A 23,435-nucleotide genomic window follows, 5' to 3' on the forward strand; every position below is an offset into this window, starting at 1 on the left:
ACGTTCGAGGCGGCGCATCGTCCGTCGAACGGGACCGAATATGTGATCGATGTCCCTTGTTCAGAACCGGTAGTTGATGCCGCCACGCACGACATTCAATTCATCCGTGCTGACTCCGGTGCCGACGACTTTCGTGTAGAGATACTCGGCCTTCACGGACCAGTTCGGTGTAAAGCCGTATTCCACGCCGAAACCCGCGGAGATGCCCGGACGCCAGGACGAGGCTGAGCAATCCGGCAAGACGCCAACCGTGCCGCAGGGCACGCCGGCGATGGTTGATGCGCTGGCGGTCGACTTGACGAAGGCTCCGCCGCCGGTGGCGTAGATCAGGACGTTGTTCATGGCGATACCGACCCGGGCCCTCACCGTCGCCAGCGCGCTGATGTTTGACGAGGTGTTCAGCGTGACGCCCTGTCCGATGCCGAGAATGCTCGGCGTTACGACGGAGGACCCGCTGATGTTGGCCCAGTCGATGTCACCTTCCAGGCCGAGCACGACGTATCCCTGCTGAATCTGCCCACCAAACGTGCCGCCGATCATGCCGCCACTGATGTCAAAACCGGCTCGATCGAACCTGTTAGCGAACAGCACCATCGGGTCCTGGTTGCCCCAGCCGTACCCGGCGTTGCCGCCGACATAGAATCCCGTCCAGTTGTAGACGGCGGCAACCGGAGCCTGCGCCTTGTAGGCGGGCGCCGCCGGCAAATCCGCCGCGGCCGCATAACCACCCATCATCAGCGAGGCCGCGATCGCAACCCCAAACTTTCCAATCTTATTCATTGCCGCACCTGATTGATTGAAGAAATCGTGTAGCGGTGATCGCATCGAATGCGCGCAACCCACTATGCAGAATCTGACGCGCGCGTTCTGTTTTCCCGACTGTGGCCAAGTTGCCGCAGCGAAAGCATCGGCGCGCAGTCGGTGTTGAGCGCCAATGGTCTCTCGGTGTCAGGCGAGCAGGCTGACGAATATGCAAATTCTGACAATCCGGTGGTGTCGAGCGATGACCGGGCGCTCCTGGCCTGGTTCAACCTTGCCGAAACTCCGTCATGCTGACCCGGAAGCCCTAGTTGCGTGCGAAATAGAGCGGCGTCCTGAGCGTGATCTGGTAAGCAGGCTTTGGTACCCACATGATCTGCGCGGTCACGCCAAACAGGCGGTTGTCGTTGTCGTCCATCCGGTCAAGGTCCAGTCGCACGATCGGCTGGGTAAAGGAGGAGACCGACGCGCGGCCCAAGAGCTCGGCGCCGCCGAAAACCTGCACGCCCGCGCGGCCCGTAAACTTCCAATTGTTCGGCCATTGGTAGTAACCGCCGACATAGCCCATGATGTCGGGATGGATGGTCGCGAGCGGACTGCCGATGACAACCCGTGTGTCCTGCACGCCCGCCAGCAACCCACGGGTCTCGTCCTGGTTGAACGCATAGTCGAACTCGAAAATGTTTGTAAAACTCGTGGTAGCAAACGGTCCATTCGGAATCGTCTGGGTAATGGTTGATTGCCAACTCAAGGTCGGAATCGAGCCGCCGTTCTGATTGTAGAGATCGGCCTGAAATCCAAGATTCCAGCTCGTAATCGCCACGGACGACCAGCCGGTCATCGGAGTGCTGGTCGAGCTGGCTGATACGCCGGCGTAGAGCGAGACGTTATCGTTCACGTCGATCGTCATGGGAAGATCGACCACGACGCTCTGGGCGCCCGGCAGCGTCGCGCCAGCCAGGCTGCCAGCGTTCGAGATGGCAGCGGATTGCAACGCCGCGAGCAAGGACGAATTGCCGAAGCCGACCGCCAGCGTACCGGCGGGCACCCGCGCGTAGATGGTTCTCATGTCGAGATAGACGTTCGGCGCGCTCGACGCCCCGTTCGAGGAATCATCGTCTTCATCTTCAGCACGGGCAATTCCGCTCGAGAGGCAAATCAAGACGGCCAGCACCAATCCCGGGAAACCAACGCAATTGCGCGCGTTCAGCGCTCCAACCTTCCCCGTAACCTGCAAGACACTCTCCTCGAACGGCGTCCTTATCGGCGATGTCTGACAGTAGTGATGCGGCCAAGCTGATCGATCGAGGGAGCGACAGGCACTATCTCGGTCATTGCCCACTATGCGCCATCCGGTGAACCCGGCACATTCCGGGAAAAGATCGTTGAAACGATATCGGCAATTCGTCGGAACGGTCTATGCAAATTCTGCCAATGCACAGGCGCACCGTATCGCGGCAGGCTCCTACGGCAGATCCGGCTCCTTGGTGTCCTCGAAGAAGGCCGGCTCGACCAACGGCGGCGCGGACGTTTCCGCAAGCCAATGGTGAATGACCGCCGAGGATATCGCCCGCCGCGGCGTGCAGGGATTGATGGTGCCCGCGGTCACGATGTATCCTTGCTCGAACTTCTGGCGAGCAAACCTCTGGGCCTCGAGCTCGGTCGGAAAGCTCTCACTCTGTCTCGGCTGTCGTTGCGCGGATGCCTTGCGCACCCGTTTCGGCACCTCGAACGAGACATACCAGGCTTTCGTCAGGTCAATCGACACGGCGCCCGTCCGATTGGTTTTCCCTGTGGGTTCGACTCATCGCAGTCCGCCCGCTCCCGCTATGCGCTTTCGACGTCACGACCTTGAACCGCGCCCATCACGCTCGCGCCGAAAGCTCTCGACAATGGATTCTGGTAGTCGATCCTGGCGTTGCGCAGTCCAGCCCTGCCATCGTGCGACATCTCGCTGTCCCGGCATGCCGCTCGAAGCGTCTGCGAAGGGCTCTCGCCGAACAGCTTGCGATATTCAACCGAAAACCGTCCAAGCTCGAAAAAGCCGAAGCAGATCGCAATTTCCGTCACCTTTGCTGTCTCGCCGTCCACCGCGAGAAGTGCCTGCCTCGCCTGATTCAGTCGGAGCACACGAATTCGACGGCACGGCGACTGGCCGTAAACGCTCCTGAACGCTTTTCGTAGAGTACGCTGGCTCACTGAGAGCCGGTGGCATATCGCGGGGATGCGAGGCATTTCTTCAACGTTCCCCGCAGCGATGGCCTCGGCCCGCGCGACAAGAACGCGATATCGATCGCTGGCACCGCCAATCATTGGTCGGTGCCTTTCGATTGCATCCAAAAAGCCGATGAAGTGAGGAAGCTACCCCGAATATGGGCACGCAACCCGTTTGCATGGCCCCCTGACTGACCGCTTCGCGCGGATGTGCAGATCAGATCGGCAATGGCAATAGGAGCGGCGCAGTACATAATAATTGACCTCAACGTCTGGCTTTACATCTGCATCTCGCGTCTTTCAGCGCGAAGCGTCTTGCCATTTCGCGCCAATCATTGATGCATGGTCTTCCGGGCCGCCTTGCCGCCGAAAAAACACAGCTCGAATACTGGTAATATGCTAGCGCGACGCTCGTTCGCGGGGCGATGCGGGGCCGCTACCTGCGTCGCGGCCTTGCGTTTTCGCGCCTTCCGCGTCCACTCAGTGCAAGCCGCCCATGCGCTAACTTTTGCTGGCGCGGGCCTTGCCATTCCCTTTGGCGGCCTGCTGCTGCCGATATGCAATCGGCGGCATTTTCATCAAACGCGCAAAGCTTCGGCTGAAACTGCTCGCTCCGGTGTAGCCAAGACGTAAGGCGATGTCCGAAATGCGCTCGTTGGACTCCGCAAGGAGGCGGCAGGCCGTATCGAGGCGGACTTCGGTGACCAATTCGCTGTAACTTGTCCCCATACCAGCGAGGTGTCGCTGCAATGAGCGCACGCTCACGCCCAGTTGGCGCGCAGTGCACTGCACAGATGCGTCATCCTGACGCAGCAGCACCGAAATCGCCGCGCGGACAGAGTGTCGGGATGGCGAAGAGACGGGTTTCATGTGCACGTCATGAAAGATTGCAAGCGTGATCTCCTTACTCAAACCGCTGCTTACGATCTTCTTATAATGTGATCGAATTGGTAGGCCCGTCTGGCCATGAGCCGCCTAAATTGCAATTCTGGAATTAAGATCAATTGCACACGTCCCAGCCTCGCATGCACCGCTGCGACGCGACACCCAATGCACCCGGCGAGCAAATTTCGAGATCGCTCCTCATAGTGCCGCGACGACAAAGTACGACCGTTAAAATGAACGCCGCAGGCAGGAGACGAGCAACATGAGCGGAATTCCCCTAACCCGCTGCCAATTCGTGATTCCGTTTGCAGACATTCATAACGAGCTGGGAGCTCCCACTGCGACGCTCCTGTCGAAATTTAGTCTCCCGACAGCGCTGCAAGAAAAAGCCGATCATTATGTTCCGATATTGCCTGCCATATTGTTTGCACAAGCCGCGCAGAGATCGCAGGGCATCACGGATATTGGCTTTCCCGCTTCGCGGCGGCTGCAGTTCTGCCACTGGAGCGATAAGCTGCGAACCATCATCAGCTACTCTCCGACGCTGTACGTCGCCCTGCAGCAAGTGTGCAAATCGGCACCGCTCGAAGACACGAACCTGTACATGTGGCTGGAGCGCCGCGATGATCGTGTAAGAATTTTCAGCAAGCTGGGCGGGACTGCCGGCATGCTTCATCTTGAACACTCACAATGGCTGCAGAACGTCTTTGTCGTCCACATCGTTCGACAGTTAGCCGGATCGGAGTGGACTCCCTCAACGATGGCCTTCGAGGCAAATTATGCGCCAGGCTCGGAGGCTCAGGCATTCTGGCCGAATACGCGCTTTCTGCCGCGCCAGGAAGCCTCCTGGATTGATGTGCCCGTGGCGCATCTCGACCTACCCAGCCTGACACGCGATACGGCGCTGAATTTCTCCGAGGACGAGCCTCAGCCGTTCGGCGACGAGCTTGTCCGTGCACTGATGTTGCCTTCTTACCTGGATGAGGGAATCCCGGCGGTCGCGAAAATCGCCGAGATGGCCGGCGCAAGCGTCAGGAGTTTTCAACGCAAATTCTCAAACGCTGGCCTGACATATTGAGCTTGCTCGAATTGATCCGTTTTGAGAATGCCGCCAAGCTTCTGCGTGAGACGGACGCCAAGATCATCGAAATCGCGTTCTCTTCTGGCTATGCCGATCCGGCGCATTTTTCGCGTGCGTTTCGCCGTATGACCGGCGCCACGCCATGCGAATTTCGCGAGAAATGGAGACCGCGGTAGGCGCGGCCGCCCTCGGACAATCGCTTCCGTTTCGACAGCAGCCCCCTCCGATTGGCACGGAGGCAATTTCCCCCGGCGCAAGCCCGCTATGGAAAGCGCGCCACGCATTCGTCGAGCAATTCGGGACTGCACAAACGGCGGTCGGACGGCGGCGCGTCAATAGATCGGACGCAGTTGGAGCCCGGAGAGGCCGAGGGTCACATTGACGGCTACCGAGCCCTCCACCGAGACGGGCTGCAACGCAAATGACCGCCCCGAGCCACCGACAAGAACATTGACGCCGGCGCCTAAGCCGAGGCCGATGTCGCCTGACGCCCCGACATATTCGCCGGCGAGAGCTCCGGGCGGAGGGCCTGCCGTCGGGGCAAACACCGCCCAGGCGAGTGCGCCTCCGGCCGAAACGCCGATATCGATTCCGATGGTGTTGAGGGCACCTTCATAGAGTTGTGTCGGCAATGGCGGGTTTTGTGTAAAGCGACATGACATCGATTGATGGCCGAATATGACAAACCCGACGCTAGGGTCGAGCTTGCAAGCCAGCATGCCGATCTGGGTCCACGATGCCTGTTGGGCGCCTGCGGAGGACACAGAGCCGGACCATGCGCAGACGATGCAGAGAACAACCAGAATTCGTGCACGCATTTCGCTTCCCTATCATCTCGCAAAGACTCGTTGAACGCGGTCGGCGCTTGGTTCCGACCGCGTTCTGTTTTCGTAGATGAGCATGTGCAGAGCCGACGAGGCTATGCAAAATCGGCAATCCGAACCCGCCGTCAGGCCTTTTTGTCGCGTTAATCGGAAGCGGTTTGCGATGTTGGACGCTAGCCCTCCGTTACTTTTTGAAGACGGCGTTACTTGCGAAACCGCGCGAACGTTATTTGCAATCCCGACACCTGCCGCATGTCGGGCCATCAGCTCAATGCGCGCCGGGCCATGCTGAAAACGAGACCGCTGCCGATTTTGCATAGGCGACGGGTTTTGCGCTGTCTAGGGTCCGCACCGACCAACCTGCCGGAAGCTTCCGGCCGATCGCAAGGAGAACGAGATCCGCAACAGGAGGGGCGTGCAGATTTGCTTGGCATTGCTGGCGACGGCGTTACTGCTCGACATCGGGACCGCGCTGGCACAGAGTGCTACGCACGGAAACCTGAAGACGATCGGCACGCCTTTTGCCGCACAAGCTCAAATTGTGCCGTCGCTCATCGTTCTCAATTCGCGGGGCGCAATGTTGCAGGGCGACAGCCTTGTCCTCACAGGGATTACGCCGAACTCGATCATATTCGCCGACCGACCCCTGCGCGCTGCGGGCCATCAGCTCACGGCTGATATCCATTCCGCGTCGAACAGCTGAGACCGCACTTAAGCACTCGCCTCGCCCTGCCCTCGGAAGTTCAGATCCAGGCACATGCGCCACAGGCCTGCGCACGTTGGCTGTGTTGAGATTTTTCTCGATCTCCCGGTGCACACGTCGTGCACACGCCATCATCTAAGCGGTTGAAAAGCTTAAACTCTCGCTCCAATCCATCATCGGGGCGACGGAAAATTTCCATGTCATCTCAATTGCCTAGCCGCAACATCGGTTCAATGCAACATGATGTTTCGGAGCGCTGCCCGGCCGAAACAGGCCCGGCCCAACCAAAATATCGAAAACAACCCCATGCAAAGTAGCTTCGCCATTGCAGGGAGCTCAACGGAGGCGGTCAGAACTGTACCGGCTACCCGGGAAGTCGACAGACATCCGGATGCAGCAGCGGCGCCTCCTTGATCCAGATTTTCGCGCCCTGCGGGCCCACCGTCGCCTTCAGGTCGACGCCGGCGGGTAGCCGACCCCAGCCCGGCGGCTGCAGCGTCTCGTCCCCGATCGTTAGTCCCCCCGATAGAACAAAGAACTCGAGCCCGCGCGCGTTCGCAAGGCTGACGATTTCACCCGGCCGCCAGTCTTCAAGGCGGACCTCTTCGTGGCCGTCGTCAAATAGCACGCTGACGTTGCTTGCACCGGGGCGCGGCGCAACCTGTTGGCCCTCACCTGGCTGACGCACGACCTGGGTCCGGTCCTCGTCCCGGAACTGCCAGAGCCGCACGAAGATTGTGCAGCCGTCCTTCGAGGCGGGAACATGTGACGTCCCCGGAGGGTTGCGGAAGTAGCTGCCCGCGGGATAGTCGCCATGCTCATCCTGAAAGGTACCTTCAAGGACGACAATCTCTTCTCCACCGCCATGCGTATGACGCGGGAAGGCGCTACCGGGAGCATAGCGCACGATCGAGGTGGCGCGCGCGACCTCGGCGCCAATGCGGAACAGCATGCGCCGATCCACGCCGGCCGACGGACTGGCCACCCAGTCCAGCTTCGAGGCGTGAACGATAACAGGCTTCGACAGATCATCGTTGATGCGCATCGTTACTCTCCCTCAGGCTGCGCTATCCGAGACCCACCGCTTCTCCATTTCGGATCTCTTGACCAGCGCAGGTCCTAAACCAGGACACGTTCAGAACCCCGCGAGCGGAACGCCGCTCGCCGCATTCTGCGGTCGTCGTGACGCGATCAGCCGCCGCGCCTCGTCGGCGCGACCACTGCGCAGCAAGGCGCAAGTCACGGAATATTCCAGCAGGTCGCGCTGCGCGCGGCTGCCTCCAACCCTTTCATGGGTTGCCAGGACCGGCGTTAGCTCATCGACGACCCGTGTCCAGTCGCCCTTGGCCAAACCATCGAAGCCGCGCGCGATGGGCACCACCATGTCCGCGGCGGGTCCCTTCGGGTTCTCGATGATCCTCGCCAAGGCCTCCGCATCGCCGGCCATTGCAAAGGCGAGCGCGCTGTGCATGTCGGCAAAGATGATCCCCGAGTTGGGAAACCACTTCGCCGCATACTGGCTGATCTCGCTCCACAGTTCCGGATACCGCGGCTCGCCCGCCATCTCGGCGCGTGCAAGGAACGAGGCGCAATCGGTGAGGACATTGATTTGCGGCCCCCACGAGCCGCCCGGATGCAGCGCCTCACGATAGATCTTCCAGGCTTGATCCCGCCTGCCGGTCTCCAGCGACCACAGGGCAAGATGCCAACTGATATGGCAATGCAGTTGCGCCTCGCGTGGGTAAGCGGCGTTCCATTGCTCGAGATAAGCCAGCCCCTCCTCGCGCTGTCCCTTCTCATAGAACAGATGGGCCTTGATATGCGCAGCGTGAGCGTTGCGGGGACAACCACGAAGTGCGGTCTCGATATTCCTGAAACCACTGTCGAGCCTGTGCAGCTCGATTTCGGCAAACGCGAGCACGGTTCGAAACCACCAATCATCGCCGTAATGGGTTGCAAGCGGCTCCAGCATCGCCAGTTGCTCAACCTCGCGGCCGGACTTGCCCGAGAAGCCGATCAAGCCGAAGACACCGGTGGCCGGTGCCAGCACCATGGCATCGCGCGGCCAGTGCTTGATATGTTCGGCGATCGCCGAAACCGCCGCAGCGCCTTGACCACTCAGGATCTTGGCAAAGATCGCAATATGACCTTGCTCGCGCGAAGTCGTAGCAGGCGCTAGCGCGATCGCGCGTTCGAGCGGCGCTTTGACTTCGTTGCCGCGACCGAGCAGTTGCAGGGTTCGCGCAAGCGCAATGTGCGCCAGAGCAAAACCTTCGTCGGCGGCGATCGCGTCGCGGAATGCCTGGTCAATCCCCGACCCAGCCGAGAGCAGCTTGTCGACGCCGGCGACATATGCGTCGCGGGCGGCGGCAGAGCTTGTGCTCAAGGGGTTGCCGTACCGGTCTTCAAGAACGCCCACCCGATTTCCCATCGAACTCTCGGTCATTTTGATGACACTCCCTCCATGGAAACCTGCTTGGCCTTGGCTTGCCGCCGGCGGCGCTCGTCACCCAGCTTGAGCAGCCGCTCGCGATCCTCTGGATTTACTCTTCCATACCGGGGCCGCCAAAGGGAACCCTCCTCCTTCCACGCAAATGGCGCTTTCACAGTCGTTCGCGGCGCCGTCGCCGTGTCAAAAAGGGCGAGCGCCTGGCGCATGATTTCGCGCTGCATGTCCGGTCGCCAAGGATGCCCGCAAGGATTGCCCAGCGGGAAATCCCTGAAATAGAACCGTGGCACGCCGCAGTGCTCCACGACATCCTGCGCCGAGCCGACAATGACCGTCGGAATGCCGTTCGCTTCCAGATGCCGGGCCACCAAGCTTACGGTCTGATGACACACGGGGCAAAGGGGGCAAAGGATCGCAGCATCAGCCCCGTCTTTTCGAACCCGTGCCAGGATTTCAGGTGCATCCTCCGCGTTCGTTTTCCGTTGGCTGTATTCTGTCGGCACGCCGTGAAAGTGCCGGGTCAGTCCGACAAGGGCGCCCTCGCCGACCAATCCAAAAGCGGCTTCTACCGGCAGGAAGCTGCCCGGATCATTGGTGTGGGTCGACTCCTTGTCCCACGCAACGTTGTCGGTAAACAGCTTCCCGGGCGGCGGCGAAACCTCACCCGACCACACCCGTTTGACGCCGTCAAAATCCGGCGGACTGGCCGTGGTAATCAGTGCGATACGCAGATCCGATGACAGTTTGGCAGGTTTGATGAAAGGGACATCATCAAACCTCGCCCAGACATAGTCGTTGTCGTAACCAAGGGCACGGTAATATTGGCGCGTTCGCTCCATATATTGAACCGGGGTTTCCGCTACGCTCATGTGGATTCTCCTCGAGACGCTAGCTTGGTCGTGCGGTGGGCCGGTATGAAAAGCCGATGAGTGCCAGCAATGCGGCGACGAGTGGTGCGAACGACAGCATCAGGACGGTCGACCAGCTGAAGGACGACAGCAGCCCGCCCGACAGGAAGGAGCCGACGGTCATCGTGCCGAAGACCACGAAGTCATTGAGCGACTGAACGCGCGCCTTTTCCTCGGGACGATGGCACTCCAGAACCATCGCGGAGGCGCCGATGAAGCCGAAGTTCCAGCCGATCCCGAGCAGGCTCAGCGTCGCCCAGAAATGCACGACATCGATCCCGAGCAGGCCCACCGACGAAGAGGCCGCAATCAATACCAGCCCGACCGCGACGATCGCGGATGCGCCGAAGCGCGTGATCAAGCGGCCGGTCCTGAAACTCGGGGCGTACATCGCAATGACGTGCCACTGCAGACCGAGATTGGCCGATTCCTGAGGCAGCCCGCAGAGCTTCATCGCCAGCGGGGCTGCGGTCATGAGGAAATTCATGAGCAGGTAGGAGACGACCCCGCAGATCACGGCCAGGATAAAGCGCGGCTGCCGGGCAATGACAGCGAGCGGCCTTCCGGCGTTGAGATGCGTTGCAGTCAGCGGAGGAAGCTCAACGCCCGCCAGAATAACGGCGGAGAGCGCCGCAACCACCGCCTGGCCGACAAACGTCGCGGCAAAGAGGTACGGCGCCCACAGATTCATGGTGTGCGTCACAAGCTGTGGACCGATTACACCGGCGAACACACCGCCAGCCATCACGGCCGAGAGCGCGCGCGGACGCCGTTCAGGTGCTGCGCAATCGGCCGCCGCAAAGCGGAAAGAGAGCACCACGGCCGCATAGACGCCGCCAAAGAAGGTCCCGGCGCAGAATAGCGGAAACGACGCGTTGAGTACCGCCAGGAGCGCAATCAAGCCAGCGAGGACGCCGCTGCCTGCACCGAACAGAAATGTCGTGCGCCGGCCATAGCGCTGCGCGACAACGCCCGCCGTTGGCGCCTGCGAAAGCCTGGGCGACAGCCAGCCTTGCGACATTGTTGCGCTCGCGGCGAATGGCGGTCGGCGCCTCATGGGTGGGAACGGAAAAATTGAAGTTCACGCTGCGGCTTGCTCCGCCGTTAGATGTCCGTCGACGGGACGTGGCCGATAGGACCAGTGGCTGATCCACCGGGCCGTGGATCACCGCGTCGGAGTTAAGGAGAAATCGCTGGACTTTTCCTTCTACAGATTGCCAATTTATGTCGATGAAACGTCACATTTCGCCAGGGAATGCCGGCTGGAAGACGGTCGATGCCCCGCAGGGCCTCGGATCACCGAAGCCTTTGATCGTTCGGGTGCGGTCTCTTCCCGCGAGGAGCTACTTCGCCGAACACAGTCACAGCTGGAATCAGCTGGTCTACGCGATCTCAGGCGCGCTCACCGTGAAGGCGGATGGACGGCGCGTCGTCATTTCTCCGGAACAGGCCGTCTGGCTGCCGGCCGGTACGAAGCATTCGGTCGGCTCGCTGATGGGAGCGGAATTCCGGAGCCTCTGGGTCGCCGATGCTGCCAGCCAAGGCATGACTTCGCGCACGACCGTCATCCATGTGTCCCCGCTCCTGCGGACGCTCATCGTGGAAGCCGCGTCGCTGAAAAGCGAGGATCGTCGCTACGCCGACCGCGTTATCGCGCTCATCCTCGATCAGTTGCGGCGGGCGACGCCGATCTCGGCAGCGTTACCTTGGCCCACCCACCCGGGCTTGCTGGCCCTTTGTGAAACCCTCTACGCCGATCCTGCGAATCCGCGCCACGCCGAGAGATGGGGGCGTGAGATTGGCATGTCGCCGCGAACCTTGACGCGACACTTCGAGCGCGAAGTCGGCATGAGCTTGCGTGCATGGCGTCAGCGTCTCCGCCTGCTCAAGGCTATCGAATTGTTGGGCAGCGACCTGCCGATCACAGAGATCGCGTTGCGGCTGGGTTACTCATCGGCCTCCGCATTCATATTCATGTTTCGCTCTGAAATGCGCGTTAGTCCCCTGCAACATCGGCGCAGTCTGGGCCACGCGGCCAGCAGAGGGACTTCATCAAGGCATCGATCCGGATCTCGAGATTCGCCCGGCCGGGCGCGCTGACCCTTCAGCCGCAGGGACTCGTTGGAAACCGCGGTTCAGTTCGGAACAGGCGGAATACGGTCGTCCGGACCAGGGGGACGCTCGCTTGTGCGCCGCTCTCAATGGCGAGGTAGGCGCGAGCCGTCCCTGCCCCGTCATCCAGCGAAAACAACGACCATGATCGATCCCCAGGTCGTCAGCAGAATATTGGAGATCGGATAGGCGGGCGTGTAGCCAAGCACCACCACGGAGCTGCCCGAGCGCTCCTGAATGGCCGCCATCGCGGCCGTGACCGTCTGTGCTCCAGTCAGCGCACCGAGCAGGAGGATCGGGTTCATGCGCAACACGAAATGGCCGAAGCAGAAGCCGACGATCTGCGGCAACAGGGTGACGATCATGCCGCCCAGCAGCAGCCCGATGCCCGACTCGCGTATCGCGGAAAGGAAGATCGGCCCGGCATGAATCCCGGTCAGGCCGACGAACGCAGCCAGTCCGAGCGATGTCATCAGGCTGATGGCGCCGTCGGGGATCCGGCCGAAATACGGCAGACGCGTACGGAGGTAGCCGACCAGAAGTCCGGCGAGCAGCGTGCCGACGCTGGTGCTCAGCGAGATCGTGATGCCGCCAACCGAAAAGCTTATGAGAACGCCAAGGAGGCCGCCGAGGAAAATCGCGAGCCCCAGCACCACGAAATCGATCGTGGTGCTGGGCGCGACGATGACGCCGATGCTCTTGGCCGCGTTCTGCACCACGGTTTCAGGACCCACGATGCTCAGCAGATCGCCGCGCTCCAGAACCGTGCCCGCAGCGATCGGAAGCGCTTCACCGCCCCGGCTCACGGAGCGCAGATAAAGGCCGCGCGTCCAGTCTTGTTCAGACGCCTGCTGGAGGCTGCTGCCCGCGAGCTTCGCGTTGATCAGGAACACGTCCGCCGCGACCACGGGGATATCGAGGAGCTCCCGGTCCTCGACCTCCTCCCCGCGCGGTCCGATCAGTTCGACGATGATCTGGCGCGGCGCCGACAGCGCGACGACATCGCCGGCCGCCAGCACCGTTGCAGGCTCCGCCTCGAGGACGCGCTCGCCGCGACGGATGCGGTGGATGAATACACGCTGCCCGGGCACGCGCGTTTCGGCGGCCGCAACTGTCAGTCCGACGATCGCAGCGTGAGCATCCAGCCGGTAGGCGCGCAGTTCGAACTTGCGCCAGGCCGACGCGAGGCCGGGCTTGGCGCGCGTGATGCCCAGGGTCTGCTCTAGCTTGAGCGCCTCCGCCTTCAGATCGATTTTGAGCAGCGCCGGAACGACAATGGTGCAAAACGTGATCACGCCGGCATAGCCGAAGATGTAGCAGACCGCATCCGCGACCGCGATATGCGAGACAAACAACGCGCGCTGTGCCTCGGACACAGGCAGGGAATTGACCGCGTCGGTCGCCGTACCCATTGCAGCGCTCTGGCTGAGCGCGCCCGACAGGAGCCCGGCGGCAAAGCCGGGGTCGAGCCGCAGCACGCGTGCCACGACGATCGCCGCCGCAAGACCGGTGAGGCTCACGACAACGGCCATCAGCATGGGCTTCAGCCCGTCGCGCTTCATCGCCAGCACGAATTGCGGACCGACCGAATAGCCGACCCCGAACAGGAACAGCAGGAACAGGAACGATTTGGTCATGCTCGAGACGGGCACATGCGCGAAATCGCCGACCGCGAGTCCTGCGAACAGCGCGCCCGTCACCGGGCCAAGGCTGAAAGCGCCGATCTTGAAGCTCCCGATCCAGTAGCCCGCCGCGATCACCAGGAACAGCGCGAGCTCCGGATAACGAACGAGAAATTGCGCCAGCCAGCTCAACATCGTCTCAACACGGTCCCGGGCCGCGACTATGTCATCATCATCACCAGCACCATGCCCCAGATCGTCAGCAGCGTGTTTCCGACCGCGTAGGTGACGGTGTAGCCAAGACCGGGAATCTGGCTCTTCGCTCGGTCGTTGATCATGCCCAGCGAAGCGGTCGTGGTGCGCGCGCCGGAGCAGCATCCGAGCAGGATCGCGTCGTGGAAGCGGAACACGTATTTGCCGACAAACATCGCCAGGATCAGCGGCACGGTGGTCACGACGACGCCCCAAAGGAACAGGCTGAAGCCGAGCTTTTGCAGGCCGGCGACAAATCCCGGGCCCGAGGAGATTCCGACCACGGCAATGAAGACGTTCAGGCCGACCGAGTTCATAAACCACACGGTGGGTGACGGGATGCGGCCGAAGGTCGGGTGCACGGACCGGAGCCAGCCGAAGAACAGACCTGAGATCAATGCGCCGCCGGAGGTGGACAACGTCAGCGGCACGCTTCCGATCTTGTAGACGAAGGCGCCGACCAGGGCGCCGATCGCGATCGCAGCCCCGATGAAGGCGACGTCGGCAACATCGGTTGCACGGTCCGGCCGGCCCAGCATCTTTGTGGTGGCAGCGACATCGGACGTGCGGCCGACCAGGGTGAGGATGTCGCCCCGATTGATCTTGGTGTTCGGCAGGATCGGAATCTCGGTCGCGATCGCCCCCCGGGCGATCTTGCGCAGGAATACGCCGCGAGCGCCCGGTTCCTTGGCCAGTTGCTCCAGCGTCTTGCCGTCGACGTCCTTGCTGGTCACGTAGACATCGACACCTTCGATCGGCACCGCCAGCAGCTCGCGATCGTCAACTTCCTCGGCCTGCTCGCCGATCAGCTGCACCAGCACATCGCGGCGCCCGGCGACGGCGACGACATCGCCGGCATGTATCACGGTGTCGGAGGTTGCCTCCACGATCTTGCCGGCTTGCCGGAGCCGGAGGACGAAGATGCGATGATCGGGAAGCAGCGCCTCGGCCTGCCCGACGGTCTTGCCGGCGACGGGTCCGCGCTCATGAACGCGATAGGCGCGCACATCGAACTGGTGCCAGGCCGTCCCTGGGCCGCCCAGCTCCTTCTTGCCGCCATGCTCCTCCTCGTATTTCTTGCACGCGGCTTCGAGATCGATCCCGAGCAGCGCCGGTCCGAGCAGCGCCAGCACGATCGCCGACCCAACCGTGCCGAAGATATAGGTCACGGCATAGGCGACCGGCATGGCATCGAGCAGCTTCTTGGCTTCGTCCGCGGGCAGACCAAGGCGATTGATGGCGTCGGTCGCGAGTCCCATCGACGCGGAGATCGTCTGCGAGCCGGCATAGAGCCCGATCGCCGATCCGACGTCGTAACCGGCGACCTTGGCGCCGAGATAGGCGGACAGCAGACAGAAGACGCAGACCACGGCCGCGAAAATCGCCTGCGGGACGCCGTCCTGCGCGATACCGCGCACGAATTGCGGTCCGACACCGTAACCGATTGCAAACAGGAACATCAGAAAGAAGAACGGCTTCAGCGGCCCTGATATAGTGATCCCGATCTGGCCGATGATGACAGCGGCGACCAGTGTCGCGGTGACCGCGCCCAGTCCAAGCCCCTTATAGGTGAAGGAACCGAAATAGTAGCCCAGGGCCAGCGAGAGGAAGATCGCAATTTCGGGATAGGTGCGGAGCGTCTGGAAGAGCCAATCGATCATGATGTCACCCGTTCATGCTGTCCCGGGGCTTCGGCGTGCGACCGCTTCGATCTCGTGCGGGGGGTGCCGAAAAGGGCGAGCAACCGTATCGGTCGACATCAGACGGCGGTTGGCGAGCAGAATGTTGATCTATGTCAACCGCAACTGCGAGAGCCTCGCGATTTCATGATCTTGCCGACACTACGCACGTGCCGCGCACTTGCATCGTGAGCGACTATCCGTCGCAGCATCGCATCGCCTGCGCGTGACCGTTGACATAGATCAAGGCTCGTAGCCCGTCGCCGATCATGCTGCGCGCGATTGCGCAGGCAACAGAGCCTGTCGCCTCCATTCCAACAGCATGCATCGCCCCGGGAGTGTCAAATGGCCGATCTTCTGACCCTGAAGAAATTCGAGGCGTTGAGCCCCTTCGAGATCAAGGACGAGCTGATCAACCTCGCCAAGAGCAATTCGAAGCGGAGCCAGATGCCCTTCCTGAACGCCGGGCGGGGCAATCCGAACTGGGTGGCCACGACGCCGCGCGAAGGCTTCTTCCTGCTGGGGCAATTCGCCATCACCGAGAGCAAGCGGGTGATGGAGCATCCGGCGGGCATCGGCGGCATGCCTCGGGCAAACGGCATCGCCGGCCGGTTCGAGGCCTGGCTCAAACAGCACAAGGACATGCCGGGCGCGAGCTTCCTGACCGAGATGCTGCCCTTTGCGGTCAAGAAGTTCGGCTTCGACCCGGACGCCTTCGTCCACGAGCTGGTGGATTCGATCATCGGCGACAATTACCCGGTGCCGGACCGCATGCTGGTGCACAACGAAAAGATCGTGCACGAATACCTGATGTGGGCGGTTTGCGGCGAGCCCCGGCCGGCCGGAAAATTCGACATCTATGCGGTCGAGGGCGGCACGGCGGCGATGTGCTACCTCTTCAAGTCGCTGAAGGCCAACCGGCTGCTGGTGCCCGGCGATACGATCGCGTTGGCGACGCCGATTTTCACGCCCTACATCGAGATGACGCACCTGGAAGACTACGACCTGAAGGTGGTTCAGATCAGGGCTCCGCAGGAGAACAAGTTCCAGTTCACCGACGAGGAGATCAAGAAGCTGGAGGATCCGAAGATCAAGGCCTTCTTCGTGGTCAATCCGTCCAACCCTCCGGGGATGGCGTTAAGCAAGGAGACGGTTGCCAAGCTGGCCAATCTGGTCAGGACCAAGCGCCCCGACCTGATGATCCTCACCGACGACGTCTACGGCACCTTCGTGCACGGGTTCCGTTCGCTGCTGGGCGAGCTGCCGCACAACACCATCGGCGTCTACTCCTATTCGAAGTATTTCGGCTGCACGGGATGGCGGCTCGGCGCGATCGCCATCCACGAGGACAACATCTTCGACAAGATGATCGCCAAGCTCCCGGACGAGGCCGTCAAGGCGCTCGACAAGCGCTACGGGCCGCTCACGCTCGAACCGCGCAAGCTCAAGCTGATCGACCGCATCGTCGCCGACAGCCGCGACGTGGCGCTCAATCACACTGCGGGCCTGTCGTTGCCGCAGCAGGTGATGATGAGCCTGTTCTCGCTCGCCGAGATGATGGACGAAAAGAAGGCCTATCAGGCCGCCTGCATGGAGATCGTCAACAAGCGCCTGTGGTCGCTGCTCGACGGCCTCGGGCTTGCCGACAAGCTGACCCCGAATCCGAGCTATGATGCCTACTACGCCCTGATCGATTTCGAGTTCTGGGCCCGAAAGAACATCGGCGACGAGGCGGTTGAATACCTGAAGAAGAACGTCCATCCGCTGGACCTCGCGTTCAGGCTGGCTGAAGCCCACGGGATCGTGCTGTTGAACGGCGGCGGATTCGATGCGCCCGAATGGTCGCTTCGCGTCTCGCTCGCGAACCTGCCCGACGATGTCTATGACGATATCGGGCGAGGCGTTCGGACCATCGCCAGAGGCTATCGCGACGCCTACGAAGCAGCGAAGGGCGCAGCCGCAAAGCGCTGACAGCGGCGCTTGCCGCACTTCGGACATTTGGTCCGGTAGCCGCCAAAACTAAAAGAAAGGCCCCGGCAAGAATGCCGGGGCCTAAATTACATCCATCCAGGACGATCAGTATCTGGCGACGACCGGCCCGCCGAACCGATAGTTCAGGCGGATCGTCAGCAGATCCACATCCTGTCCGATCCGGTTGGCGGCGCCGGCCACGATAGGATTGACCACCGAGAACGTGTTGTTGGCATCGCCCATGAACAGACGGTCATATTCGAGCCCGACGGACCAGTTCGGGGTGAACCCGTACTCGAAGCCCACGCCGACGGTACCGCCCCAACGGGTCGATGTCGCCGACGCGACCCCGATTCCGCCGACCGTGGTAAAGATGTCATAGCGATTGCTGGTGACCGCTGCACCACCCTTCACGTAGAACAGCGCGGCATCCCAGGCCCAGCCGAGCTGGCCGGTGAAAAGGCCCAGTCCGTCGGTCTTCGTTGTCGTCGAGAACCTCGGATCGATCAGGCTGAGGCGCGAGCTCTTCAGGTCCGCCCAGTCACCCTGCCCTTCCAGGCCGAACACGAACTGGCCTGCCTGCCAGCGATAGCCGAGTTGTCCGCCGAAAACGCCACCGGAGCGCGAGCTGCACCCGTCGGCCACGACACCTCCCAGGGCGGGGAGGAAATCCCAGCAGGTGCGGCTCTCACCCCAACCGCCATTCGCACCGATATAGAAGCCGGTCCAGTTGTAGACCGGCGGAGGGACCGGCACAGGCGCCGCCTTGACGGCCATGTCAGCCGACAACGCCGGCGTGACCATGCCGATAATCGCGGCGACAGAAAGCAAAACTCTCTTCATGGAATGATCTCCGGGTCTCTTCGCGTTAATCGAGAAAAGCAGTCCTTGCGCTCGCCCGATCGGGGCAGTGATCGAAGCCTAGATGTGAGTCACGAAAAGGCGCGTGCCAAAATGGCAACACTCAAGGGCAAACCAACACCGTGCTTGGGCTGTGCTTTCAACATTCGGTGCAGCACGAAGCTCGTGCTGCCGGAGAGGAAGCGCCGGAGCCGACTCACTGTTCGACGAGCCAATCGGCGATGTTCTGCGAGGGGATCAATTGCCTGGGGAGGTGCGGATTGATGGTGCCGGCAAACACGACCAGCCCTTCGTCCAGTTTTGATCGCGCGAATGCCTTGGCTTCCGATTCAGTAGCAAATGTTCTGGTCTCGCGAGGACTGCGCGCCCTTCGAGCCAGCAGACCACGTCGGCGAATTTCATAAGTGACATACCAGATGGCCGACACCGCGACACCGGAGAGAGCGAACAGCCCTAGCGACACACCATCTTGCCAGTGGCCGCGCCTTGACCTCGGTCAAGCGCCCGGACCGTAAAAATACGGGAGCCGCGGCCCGCATTGAGGGACAGCCGGTTCGATCGGAAGCGCCAGCGAACCGCGACGAGCCTGCCGACCGTCGGCATTGCCGACGCGAAGGACAAGAATGCCCTCCAAGGCTCGCGCGATCGCAGCGACGATGATCAGCGCCAGTTCTTTTGCATCGCATTCATTACGGTGTCCGCCTTGTGCGACTTGCAGTACTTGCCGATAACCTTGCCGTTCCGCTCGACGTAGCGAAAATCGACGACGGTCAGGTTCTTCGATGCGCTGAAATAGCCTGACATCCAGGAGCTGATCAGCGTTTGTCGTTCCTGATCCGCCTCCAGCAATTGCTTGCAGGTAATGAGGGACAGATCGACGACGACTTGCGCTTTGGCCACGACGCTGGTGGCGAGGAGTGCAACGGTCGCAACGGCAAGGATCGATGGTTTCATTGTTATCTTCCAACCCTGTTTGATCACTGGCCGGCCGTAGAGCGCTCAAGGCCAGCCATCACGGTCTGAGTGGGATTAATCGCGCACCACGCCTTCACGCTTGCGACATTTCGCGCATACGCGTTGAGATCGACAAAGACGTATCCCTTCTTTTGATTGAACCAGCCGCTCATCCAGGCAGAAAATACGGAAGAATCGCCCGGGGACATGGCGAGGTACTGCGAGCAGGTTATCCGCGCCATATCGATGCTGGTCTGCGCTTGCAGCGGACCCGACAACGCCGCGCCGGCAAGAGCCAGGCACACAGTGATTTTGTTCATTCGATTTCTCCCAAGCTCCGTGCACAGTGATTTCTATCCGGCGATCTGCGCCCTCACTGACAGACAAGGACCGGAGTCCTTGCTTGCGTCAGCACCTTGTTTGTCACACTGCCGATGAGAAGCTTGGAGAGCCCGCTGCGCCCGTGCGATGACATAACGATGAGATCGCAGCCCTTATCCTCGGCTGCCGCGATGATGGCTTGATGGGGTTGCCCGCTCTCGGCCTGGCTTGTCTCGCAGGGAACGCCGGCCTCCCTGGCCGCGTGTGCGGCACGATCCAGCGCGCTCGTGGCCTCTTCCTTGCGTATCTCGGCAAATCTCGCGAGCAGCTCACGGTACCGTCCTCCGATTTCAGAGAGCGGCTCAACGACGAAGATGACCGATACCTTGGCTCCGAGGGATTTCGCCAGCGCCAACCCGTGCTTCACCCCATGCTCCGCCAGTTCCGACCCATCTGTCGGAATGAGAATGTGCCGGTACATGCTTAGACCTCCCGGTTATCTGGATGACGTATCGCCCCCCGTCAGGTGCAAGCTGCACCTGCGCCTCGGACCCGGCCTTGAGATAGATCAATCCATCGCTCGGCGCCGCACCCCGGACGCCGGTCGTCGCTCGGCGGAGGCAGCTTCCACCTGCGGCCATCTGAGGCAGGGCGAATCGAGCCCGAGCTCAGCGCAGCGAAATCGTGAGCCCGCCCAGATTGGCGGCAAATTCCAGCCCTGCCTTCGGCCCTTTGAGCATCAGAACCACGCCGTGTTCATTTCGCAGGCTCACCCCGCCTACGCCACCAGCCCATGCGCCACCTGCTCCGACCAGCGCGTAGCTGCCGGCGAAATCGTTGACGTCCCTGATGCCTGAGGCGGTGCCCTCCAGCCAGGTCACCGACGCACCGGCACTCACGCCGAGGCTGAAGCCGGACGCGATGAACCGATAGTGCCGCCCGCGGTAGGTCAACGTGCCGCTGCCGCCGCCGCCGCCCACGACGAGCGCCGCCTTCACGAACTTGACCTGGACGTGGCCGACGGCCTGCGCGAAGCATGGCGCGACCAAGAGGTCCATCGCGACAAGCGCCAGTACGACGGAACGGATCATGGACCGCGTCAACACAGCCCCCTCCTCGCTCAGGGATTTGTCGGATCCACTTTCTTCCAGGTCTGATCCGGATCGAAAACGATCATGCGCTTGGCGAGGAAATCGGTGCGTGAGCCGAGATCCTTCTGATAGACCGTGCCTGCGTGGTTGACCAGGAAGGTCATGACGCCGGAATTGCCGTACTCGGCGGGATAGGCGACCAGCGCGAATCCACCGATCATCTTGCCCTTCACGACATAGTTCAGCGCGCCGCCCGGGGCGTCGGAGCCCTGTGCCTTCAGGATCCGATAGTAGTAGCCGTGGTACGGCATGCTCTGCTCGCCGACCTTGTAGCCTTCCGCGGCGGCCTGGGCCGCCAGCTCGCCGAGCGGGCTTGGATCCTTGTCGTCGCGCCAGAACAACCCGTCCGTCTTGCCCGGCCTGCTGACGATGCGCTGGGCATAGGCGCCCACACCCTCGCCGCGATCCTTCTCTGCGTATTCGTTCTGTGCGTCGACATAGGCAAGACTGGTCTGGATCGCGGCCAGCTCATTGCGGCCGATCCTGCGGTAGAGGATTTCGCGCCGCCCCGCGGCGGCGTCGAAACTCCAGCCGTCATTGTTGTTGACGAGCGGGATCGGGAACGGGAAATCGTCCCTCCCCAGAATCAAGGTGGCCTTCTTGTTGCCGTCAGCCTTGATCGAATGCTTGGCGTCGTAGGCAGAAAGAAAGCTCTCTCGCGCATTGGCGTCGGCGACATCGTCGCCCGACTCGATGATATCGGCGGCATCGCGGCCCAGCACCTTCAGCATCGCCCGGCTGGTGCCGGCCTTGACGGCGGTTGCCAAGGCGGACGCCGCGTCTTCCGGATTGGGGAAGCCTTGCTGGGCGCGCGCCGGAGACAGCAGCAAGGCGAGTGCTGTTGCCGCGGCCATGCCGATGGAGGCAATACGATCCAGTCGCGAGGATGAGGGGCCTGTCATCGTGATGCCTCCGACGGGGATGGAATCTTCGCGCCGGCGGCAAGCCAGTCGTTGTAGCTGCGGAACTTGAGCCCAAGCTTGTCGTAATAGACCCTGAGATAGCCGTCGGCGCCGCGCGTCACCGCCGCCGGCATGACCTGCTCGACCTCCTGCGCCATCACACCGACATAGGCTTTGCTGCTGCCGAGATAGCTGAAGCGATAGTAGCCGAGGCCGTTGGCGAGATGTCCGAGCAGCTCGATATCGTGCTTGAGCGCGATGTCGGAGCGTCGTCCACCGCCGCCGCCGCGGAAGCCGCCACCTCCGCCACCACCGCGGAAGCCGCCTCCGCCGCCCCCGCCACGGCCGGCAAAACTTGCGCCGCCGCCGCCGCGTGGCATGCTGGCCATACTCGATCGCCCGCGCGCCGATGCCGCCGCAGCTGCCCGTCCGGACGATACGTTCATGGCGCCGCCACGACTGCCACCGCCGCGATTCGCCGCAGCTGCGCGGTTACCGGCATTGCCGCGGTTGGCGGCCTTGGCGCGATCGCCGCCGCCCTTGGCCTTGTTGCCGGCACCGGCGCGGTCGCCGCCCTTGGCGCGATCGGCGGCACCGGCACGGTCACCGCCTTTGCCGCGATCGCCCGCACGGTCTCCGGCGCGGTCGCCTCCACGGTCTCCAGCGCGATCTCCCGCACGATCTCCGGCGCGATCACCCGCACGGTCGCCGCCGCGGTCTCCTGCCCGGTCACCTGCGCGATCTGCACCCTGGCGATCGCCCGGATTGAGAACCTGCTGACCGTCACGGCCGCGAAAGTTCATCCGATCGCTGGCACCGGCCCGATTGGCGTTGCCGCCGAAGCGCTGCTGGACATTGCTGTTGTTGTAGCGAACGCCCTGGCGATGCGCCGGATTGTGCTGCCAGCCATTTGCGATGTTGGTGGTCCGATGATTGACATAGACGTTGCGATTGCCCCAGTTGAAGCCGCCACCCCAATAATTGCCCCAGCGCCCGATCGCCCAGCCGGCGCCGAAAGCAAGACCTGCCGCGACAACACCGGCGCCGATATAGGACGGATAGCCGAAATAGTACGGCGGGTACGCGGCATACGGCCACGCGCCGTAGACCGTGGCGGGATCGTAATAGGGCACATAGACGGTGTTCGGATCGGTCTGCTCGATGACGATGACCTGCTTGTTCTCCTGGGTCTGGACGCTGACCTTCTGCTGCTTGGTCGTCACCAGCTTGTTGTTGGCCTGCGCCTTGCTGCGCAGCCGCTGGATCGCATCCATGACGTCGGGCTGCTGCGCCAGCACGGCATCGCCCAGATTCTTCGTCCAATCGATCTTGTCGCTCATCATCGCGAGCACGTCGGCGGTGCTGGTGAGCGCCTTCACGCTGTCATCCCAGGCCTGCTTGTCGACCTCGGCCTTCAGCGCATCCCCTTTCAGGCTCTTGCGCTCCTTGAGCCAGCGATCGGCCTGCACGACCTCGAGCGGATAGGTCGACGCCGCCAGCACGTTGGCGAGCAGCGAGTCCGGGTAGAGCGCGATCGGCGCCACCAGGGCTTCCAGCTGTTCCGGCTTCAGGAGCTGATCGGTCGGCTGGGTTGCCGCAGCCGGCTGGCTAGCCTGGGCGGGCGGGCTGGTCTGGGCGGGCGGCTTGTCAGCCGTTTGCGCGAATGCGGCAACGGACGTCACCGACACCAGCACAACCGCGAGCAGAATCTTGCCCCAACGGAACATCGCGACCTCCATCGACACCAACAGTCGACAGCATCGGCCACGATCCCCTCTCCTCCTTGA

26 protein-coding genes are annotated in these 23,435 nt (G+C 62.1%); 6 read left to right on the forward strand and 20 right to left on the reverse strand.

The window, feature by feature from the left end:
• Nucleotides 1-60: 60 nt before the first annotated feature.
• Entirely contained in the window at nucleotides 61-780 is a 720-nt protein-coding gene (locus J2R76_RS11705; protein WP_057017172.1) for an outer membrane protein, read from the reverse strand.
• Between the two features lie 48 nt (nucleotides 781-828).
• On the opposite strand from J2R76_RS11705, the gene J2R76_RS11710 reads away from it, so the two are divergent.
• Entirely contained in the window at nucleotides 829-1,056 is a 228-nt protein-coding gene (locus J2R76_RS11710) for a hypothetical protein (RefSeq protein ID WP_141340145.1), read from the forward strand.
• 10 nt (nucleotides 1,057-1,066) lie between these two features.
• On the opposite strand, the gene J2R76_RS11715 is transcribed toward J2R76_RS11710, so the two are convergent.
• From J2R76_RS11715 to J2R76_RS11730, 4 genes are all read right to left on the reverse strand, one after another.
• Complete coding sequence (locus J2R76_RS11715; RefSeq protein ID WP_253623978.1) at nucleotides 1,067-1,996, reverse strand: hypothetical protein; 930 nt, start codon at nucleotides 1,994-1,996, stop codon at nucleotides 1,067-1,069.
• A gap of 228 nt (nucleotides 1,997-2,224) precedes the next feature.
• Nucleotides 2,225-2,527: a hypothetical protein gene (locus tag J2R76_RS11720; RefSeq protein ID WP_194295333.1), complete on the reverse strand. Its 303-nt coding sequence runs from the start codon at nucleotides 2,525-2,527 to the stop codon at nucleotides 2,225-2,227.
• Between the two features lie 59 nt (nucleotides 2,528-2,586).
• Nucleotides 2,587-3,072 carry a helix-turn-helix domain-containing protein gene (locus J2R76_RS40745; RefSeq protein ID WP_305884386.1) on the reverse strand — a complete coding sequence of 162 codons (486 nt, stop codon included), beginning with the start codon at nucleotides 3,070-3,072 and terminating at the stop codon, nucleotides 2,587-2,589.
• 402 nt (nucleotides 3,073-3,474) lie between these two features.
• Entirely contained in the window at nucleotides 3,475-3,885 is a 411-nt protein-coding gene (locus tag J2R76_RS11730; protein ID WP_233475606.1) for an AraC family transcriptional regulator, read from the reverse strand.
• A gap of 235 nt (nucleotides 3,886-4,120) precedes the next feature.
• On the opposite strand from J2R76_RS11730, the gene J2R76_RS11735 reads away from it, so the two are divergent.
• Both J2R76_RS11735 and J2R76_RS11740 read left to right on the forward strand, forming a co-directional pair.
• The gene (locus J2R76_RS11735; RefSeq protein WP_253623979.1) at nucleotides 4,121-4,936 is read left to right on the forward strand and encodes an AraC family transcriptional regulator ligand-binding domain-containing protein; all 816 of its coding nucleotides are present in this window, start codon (nucleotides 4,121-4,123) and stop codon (nucleotides 4,934-4,936) included.
• 2 nt (nucleotides 4,937-4,938) lie between these two features.
• Complete coding sequence (locus J2R76_RS11740; protein ID WP_229189074.1) at nucleotides 4,939-5,115, forward strand: helix-turn-helix domain-containing protein; 177 nt, start codon at nucleotides 4,939-4,941, stop codon at nucleotides 5,113-5,115.
• Between the two features lie 156 nt (nucleotides 5,116-5,271).
• On the opposite strand, the gene J2R76_RS11745 is transcribed toward J2R76_RS11740, so the two are convergent.
• A complete protein-coding gene (locus J2R76_RS11745; protein WP_076826352.1) occupies nucleotides 5,272-5,757 on the reverse strand; it encodes a DUF992 domain-containing protein in 486 nt (161 codons plus the stop codon).
• A gap of 433 nt (nucleotides 5,758-6,190) precedes the next feature.
• On the opposite strand from J2R76_RS11745, the gene J2R76_RS11750 reads away from it, so the two are divergent.
• A complete protein-coding gene (locus J2R76_RS11750) occupies nucleotides 6,191-6,466 on the forward strand; it encodes a hypothetical protein (protein WP_199805235.1) in 276 nt (91 codons plus the stop codon).
• Nucleotides 6,467-6,830: 364 nt separating this feature from the next.
• Here J2R76_RS11750 and J2R76_RS11755 read toward each other — a convergent pair whose 3' ends face one another.
• From J2R76_RS11755 to J2R76_RS11770, 4 genes are all read right to left on the reverse strand, one after another.
• Nucleotides 6,831-7,511, reverse strand: coding sequence for a cupin domain-containing protein (locus J2R76_RS11755; protein ID WP_253623980.1), 681 nt, complete (start codon nucleotides 7,509-7,511; stop codon nucleotides 6,831-6,833).
• A 90-nt stretch (nucleotides 7,512-7,601) separates the two neighbouring features.
• The gene (locus tag J2R76_RS11760; RefSeq protein WP_253623981.1) at nucleotides 7,602-8,912 is read right to left on the reverse strand and encodes a tetratricopeptide repeat protein; all 1,311 of its coding nucleotides are present in this window, start codon (nucleotides 8,910-8,912) and stop codon (nucleotides 7,602-7,604) included.
• The gene (locus J2R76_RS11765) at nucleotides 8,909-9,784 is read right to left on the reverse strand and encodes a glycine reductase (RefSeq protein ID WP_253623982.1); all 876 of its coding nucleotides are present in this window, start codon (nucleotides 9,782-9,784) and stop codon (nucleotides 8,909-8,911) included. The genes J2R76_RS11760 and J2R76_RS11765 overlap by 4 nt, the downstream gene beginning before the upstream one ends.
• A 19-nt stretch (nucleotides 9,785-9,803) precedes the next feature.
• Entirely contained in the window at nucleotides 9,804-10,844 is a 1,041-nt protein-coding gene (locus tag J2R76_RS11770) for an MFS transporter (RefSeq protein WP_253623983.1), read from the reverse strand.
• Between the two features lie 203 nt (nucleotides 10,845-11,047).
• Here J2R76_RS11770 and J2R76_RS11775 point away from each other — a divergent pair, with 203 nt between their 5' ends.
• Nucleotides 11,048-11,923, forward strand: a complete 876-nt coding sequence (locus tag J2R76_RS11775) for a helix-turn-helix domain-containing protein (RefSeq protein WP_253623984.1) — start codon at nucleotides 11,048-11,050, stop codon at nucleotides 11,921-11,923.
• A gap of 134 nt (nucleotides 11,924-12,057) precedes the next feature.
• Here J2R76_RS11775 and aspT (J2R76_RS11780) read toward each other — a convergent pair whose 3' ends face one another.
• Together aspT (J2R76_RS11780) and aspT (J2R76_RS11785) are read right to left on the reverse strand one after the other, a co-directional pair.
• On the reverse strand, nucleotides 12,058-13,752 hold the full coding sequence (aspT, locus tag J2R76_RS11780; RefSeq protein WP_253625999.1) for an aspartate-alanine antiporter: 1,695 nt from the start codon (nucleotides 13,750-13,752) through the stop codon (nucleotides 12,058-12,060).
• Nucleotides 13,753-13,778: 26 nt separating this feature from the next.
• Nucleotides 13,779-15,470: an aspartate-alanine antiporter gene (gene aspT / locus J2R76_RS11785; RefSeq protein WP_057017161.1), complete on the reverse strand. Its 1,692-nt coding sequence runs from the start codon at nucleotides 15,468-15,470 to the stop codon at nucleotides 13,779-13,781.
• A gap of 363 nt (nucleotides 15,471-15,833) precedes the next feature.
• Here aspT (J2R76_RS11785) and aspD point away from each other — a divergent pair, with 363 nt between their 5' ends.
• Nucleotides 15,834-17,459, forward strand: coding sequence for an aspartate 4-decarboxylase (gene aspD / locus J2R76_RS11790; RefSeq protein ID WP_253623985.1), 1,626 nt, complete (start codon nucleotides 15,834-15,836; stop codon nucleotides 17,457-17,459).
• Nucleotides 17,460-17,564: 105 nt separating this feature from the next.
• On the opposite strand, the gene J2R76_RS11795 is transcribed toward aspD, so the two are convergent.
• From J2R76_RS11795 to J2R76_RS11830, 8 genes are all read right to left on the reverse strand, one after another.
• Nucleotides 17,565-18,302 (reverse strand): outer membrane protein, encoded by a 738-nt coding sequence (locus J2R76_RS11795; protein WP_168856809.1) that lies wholly within the window; start codon nucleotides 18,300-18,302, stop codon nucleotides 17,565-17,567.
• A gap of 214 nt (nucleotides 18,303-18,516) precedes the next feature.
• Complete coding sequence (locus J2R76_RS11800) at nucleotides 18,517-18,747, reverse strand: hypothetical protein (RefSeq protein ID WP_168856871.1); 231 nt, start codon at nucleotides 18,745-18,747, stop codon at nucleotides 18,517-18,519.
• 233 nt (nucleotides 18,748-18,980) lie between these two features.
• Complete coding sequence (locus tag J2R76_RS11805; RefSeq protein WP_076826336.1) at nucleotides 18,981-19,274, reverse strand: HdeA/HdeB family chaperone; 294 nt, start codon at nucleotides 19,272-19,274, stop codon at nucleotides 18,981-18,983.
• A gap of 23 nt (nucleotides 19,275-19,297) precedes the next feature.
• Nucleotides 19,298-19,594, reverse strand: a complete 297-nt coding sequence (locus J2R76_RS11810) for an HdeA/HdeB family chaperone (protein ID WP_168856810.1) — start codon at nucleotides 19,592-19,594, stop codon at nucleotides 19,298-19,300.
• A 53-nt stretch (nucleotides 19,595-19,647) separates the two neighbouring features.
• A complete protein-coding gene (locus J2R76_RS11815; RefSeq protein ID WP_168856811.1) occupies nucleotides 19,648-20,076 on the reverse strand; it encodes a universal stress protein in 429 nt (142 codons plus the stop codon).
• A 187-nt stretch (nucleotides 20,077-20,263) separates the two neighbouring features.
• Nucleotides 20,264-20,686, reverse strand: a complete 423-nt coding sequence (locus J2R76_RS11820) for a hypothetical protein (RefSeq protein WP_233475530.1) — start codon at nucleotides 20,684-20,686, stop codon at nucleotides 20,264-20,266.
• Between the two features lie 29 nt (nucleotides 20,687-20,715).
• Nucleotides 20,716-21,648, reverse strand: coding sequence for a DUF2950 domain-containing protein (locus J2R76_RS11825; protein WP_375166490.1), 933 nt, complete (start codon nucleotides 21,646-21,648; stop codon nucleotides 20,716-20,718).
• A complete protein-coding gene (locus tag J2R76_RS11830) occupies nucleotides 21,645-23,375 on the reverse strand; it encodes a DUF3300 domain-containing protein (protein ID WP_168856812.1) in 1,731 nt (576 codons plus the stop codon). Before J2R76_RS11830 ends, J2R76_RS11825 begins: the two co-directional genes overlap by 4 nt.
• Between the last annotated feature and the right edge of the window lie 60 nt (nucleotides 23,376-23,435).

Source organism: Bradyrhizobium sp. USDA 4532 (assembly GCF_024171315.1).
Classification (GTDB): domain Bacteria; phylum Pseudomonadota; class Alphaproteobacteria; order Rhizobiales; family Xanthobacteraceae; genus Bradyrhizobium; species Bradyrhizobium australafricanum.

Coding starts and splice junctions, on each gene's coding strand:
- J2R76_RS11705 (WP_057017172.1), bottom strand. CDS start 780: ATGAATAAGATTGGAAAGTTTGGGGTTGCGATCGCGGCCTCGCTGATG.
- J2R76_RS11710 (WP_141340145.1), top strand. CDS start 829: ATGCGCGCAACCCACTATGCAGAATCTGACGCGCGCGTTCTGTTTTCC.
- J2R76_RS40745 (WP_305884386.1), bottom strand. CDS start 3,072: ATGATTGGCGGTGCCAGCGATCGATATCGCGTTCTTGTCGCGCGGGCC.
- J2R76_RS11735 (WP_253623979.1), top strand. CDS start 4,121: ATGAGCGGAATTCCCCTAACCCGCTGCCAATTCGTGATTCCGTTTGCA.
- J2R76_RS11745 (WP_076826352.1), bottom strand. CDS start 5,757: ATGCGTGCACGAATTCTGGTTGTTCTCTGCATCGTCTGCGCATGGTCC.
- J2R76_RS11755 (WP_253623980.1), bottom strand. CDS start 7,511: ATGCGCATCAACGATGATCTGTCGAAGCCTGTTATCGTTCACGCCTCG.
- J2R76_RS11760 (WP_253623981.1), bottom strand. CDS start 8,912: ATGACCGAGAGTTCGATGGGAAATCGGGTGGGCGTTCTTGAAGACCGG.
- J2R76_RS11765 (WP_253623982.1), bottom strand. CDS start 9,784: ATGAGCGTAGCGGAAACCCCGGTTCAATATATGGAGCGAACGCGCCAA.
- J2R76_RS11770 (WP_253623983.1), bottom strand. CDS start 10,844: ATGTCGCAAGGCTGGCTGTCGCCCAGGCTTTCGCAGGCGCCAACGGCG.
- J2R76_RS11775 (WP_253623984.1), top strand. CDS start 11,048: ATGTCGATGAAACGTCACATTTCGCCAGGGAATGCCGGCTGGAAGACG.
- aspT (WP_253625999.1), bottom strand. CDS start 13,752: ATGTTGAGCTGGCTGGCGCAATTTCTCGTTCGTTATCCGGAGCTCGCG.
- aspT (WP_057017161.1), bottom strand. CDS start 15,470: ATGATCGATTGGCTCTTCCAGACGCTCCGCACCTATCCCGAAATTGCG.
- aspD (WP_253623985.1), top strand. CDS start 15,834: ATGGCCGATCTTCTGACCCTGAAGAAATTCGAGGCGTTGAGCCCCTTC.
- J2R76_RS11795 (WP_168856809.1), bottom strand. CDS start 18,302: ATGAAGAGAGTTTTGCTTTCTGTCGCCGCGATTATCGGCATGGTCACG.
- J2R76_RS11805 (WP_076826336.1), bottom strand. CDS start 19,274: ATGAAACCATCGATCCTTGCCGTTGCGACCGTTGCACTCCTCGCCACC.
- J2R76_RS11810 (WP_168856810.1), bottom strand. CDS start 19,594: ATGAACAAAATCACTGTGTGCCTGGCTCTTGCCGGCGCGGCGTTGTCG.
- J2R76_RS11815 (WP_168856811.1), bottom strand. CDS start 20,076: ATGTACCGGCACATTCTCATTCCGACAGATGGGTCGGAACTGGCGGAG.
- J2R76_RS11820 (WP_233475530.1), bottom strand. CDS start 20,686: ATGATCCGTTCCGTCGTACTGGCGCTTGTCGCGATGGACCTCTTGGTC.
- J2R76_RS11825 (WP_375166490.1), bottom strand. CDS start 21,648: ATGACAGGCCCCTCATCCTCGCGACTGGATCGTATTGCCTCCATCGGC.
- J2R76_RS11830 (WP_168856812.1), bottom strand. CDS start 23,375: ATGTTCCGTTGGGGCAAGATTCTGCTCGCGGTTGTGCTGGTGTCGGTG.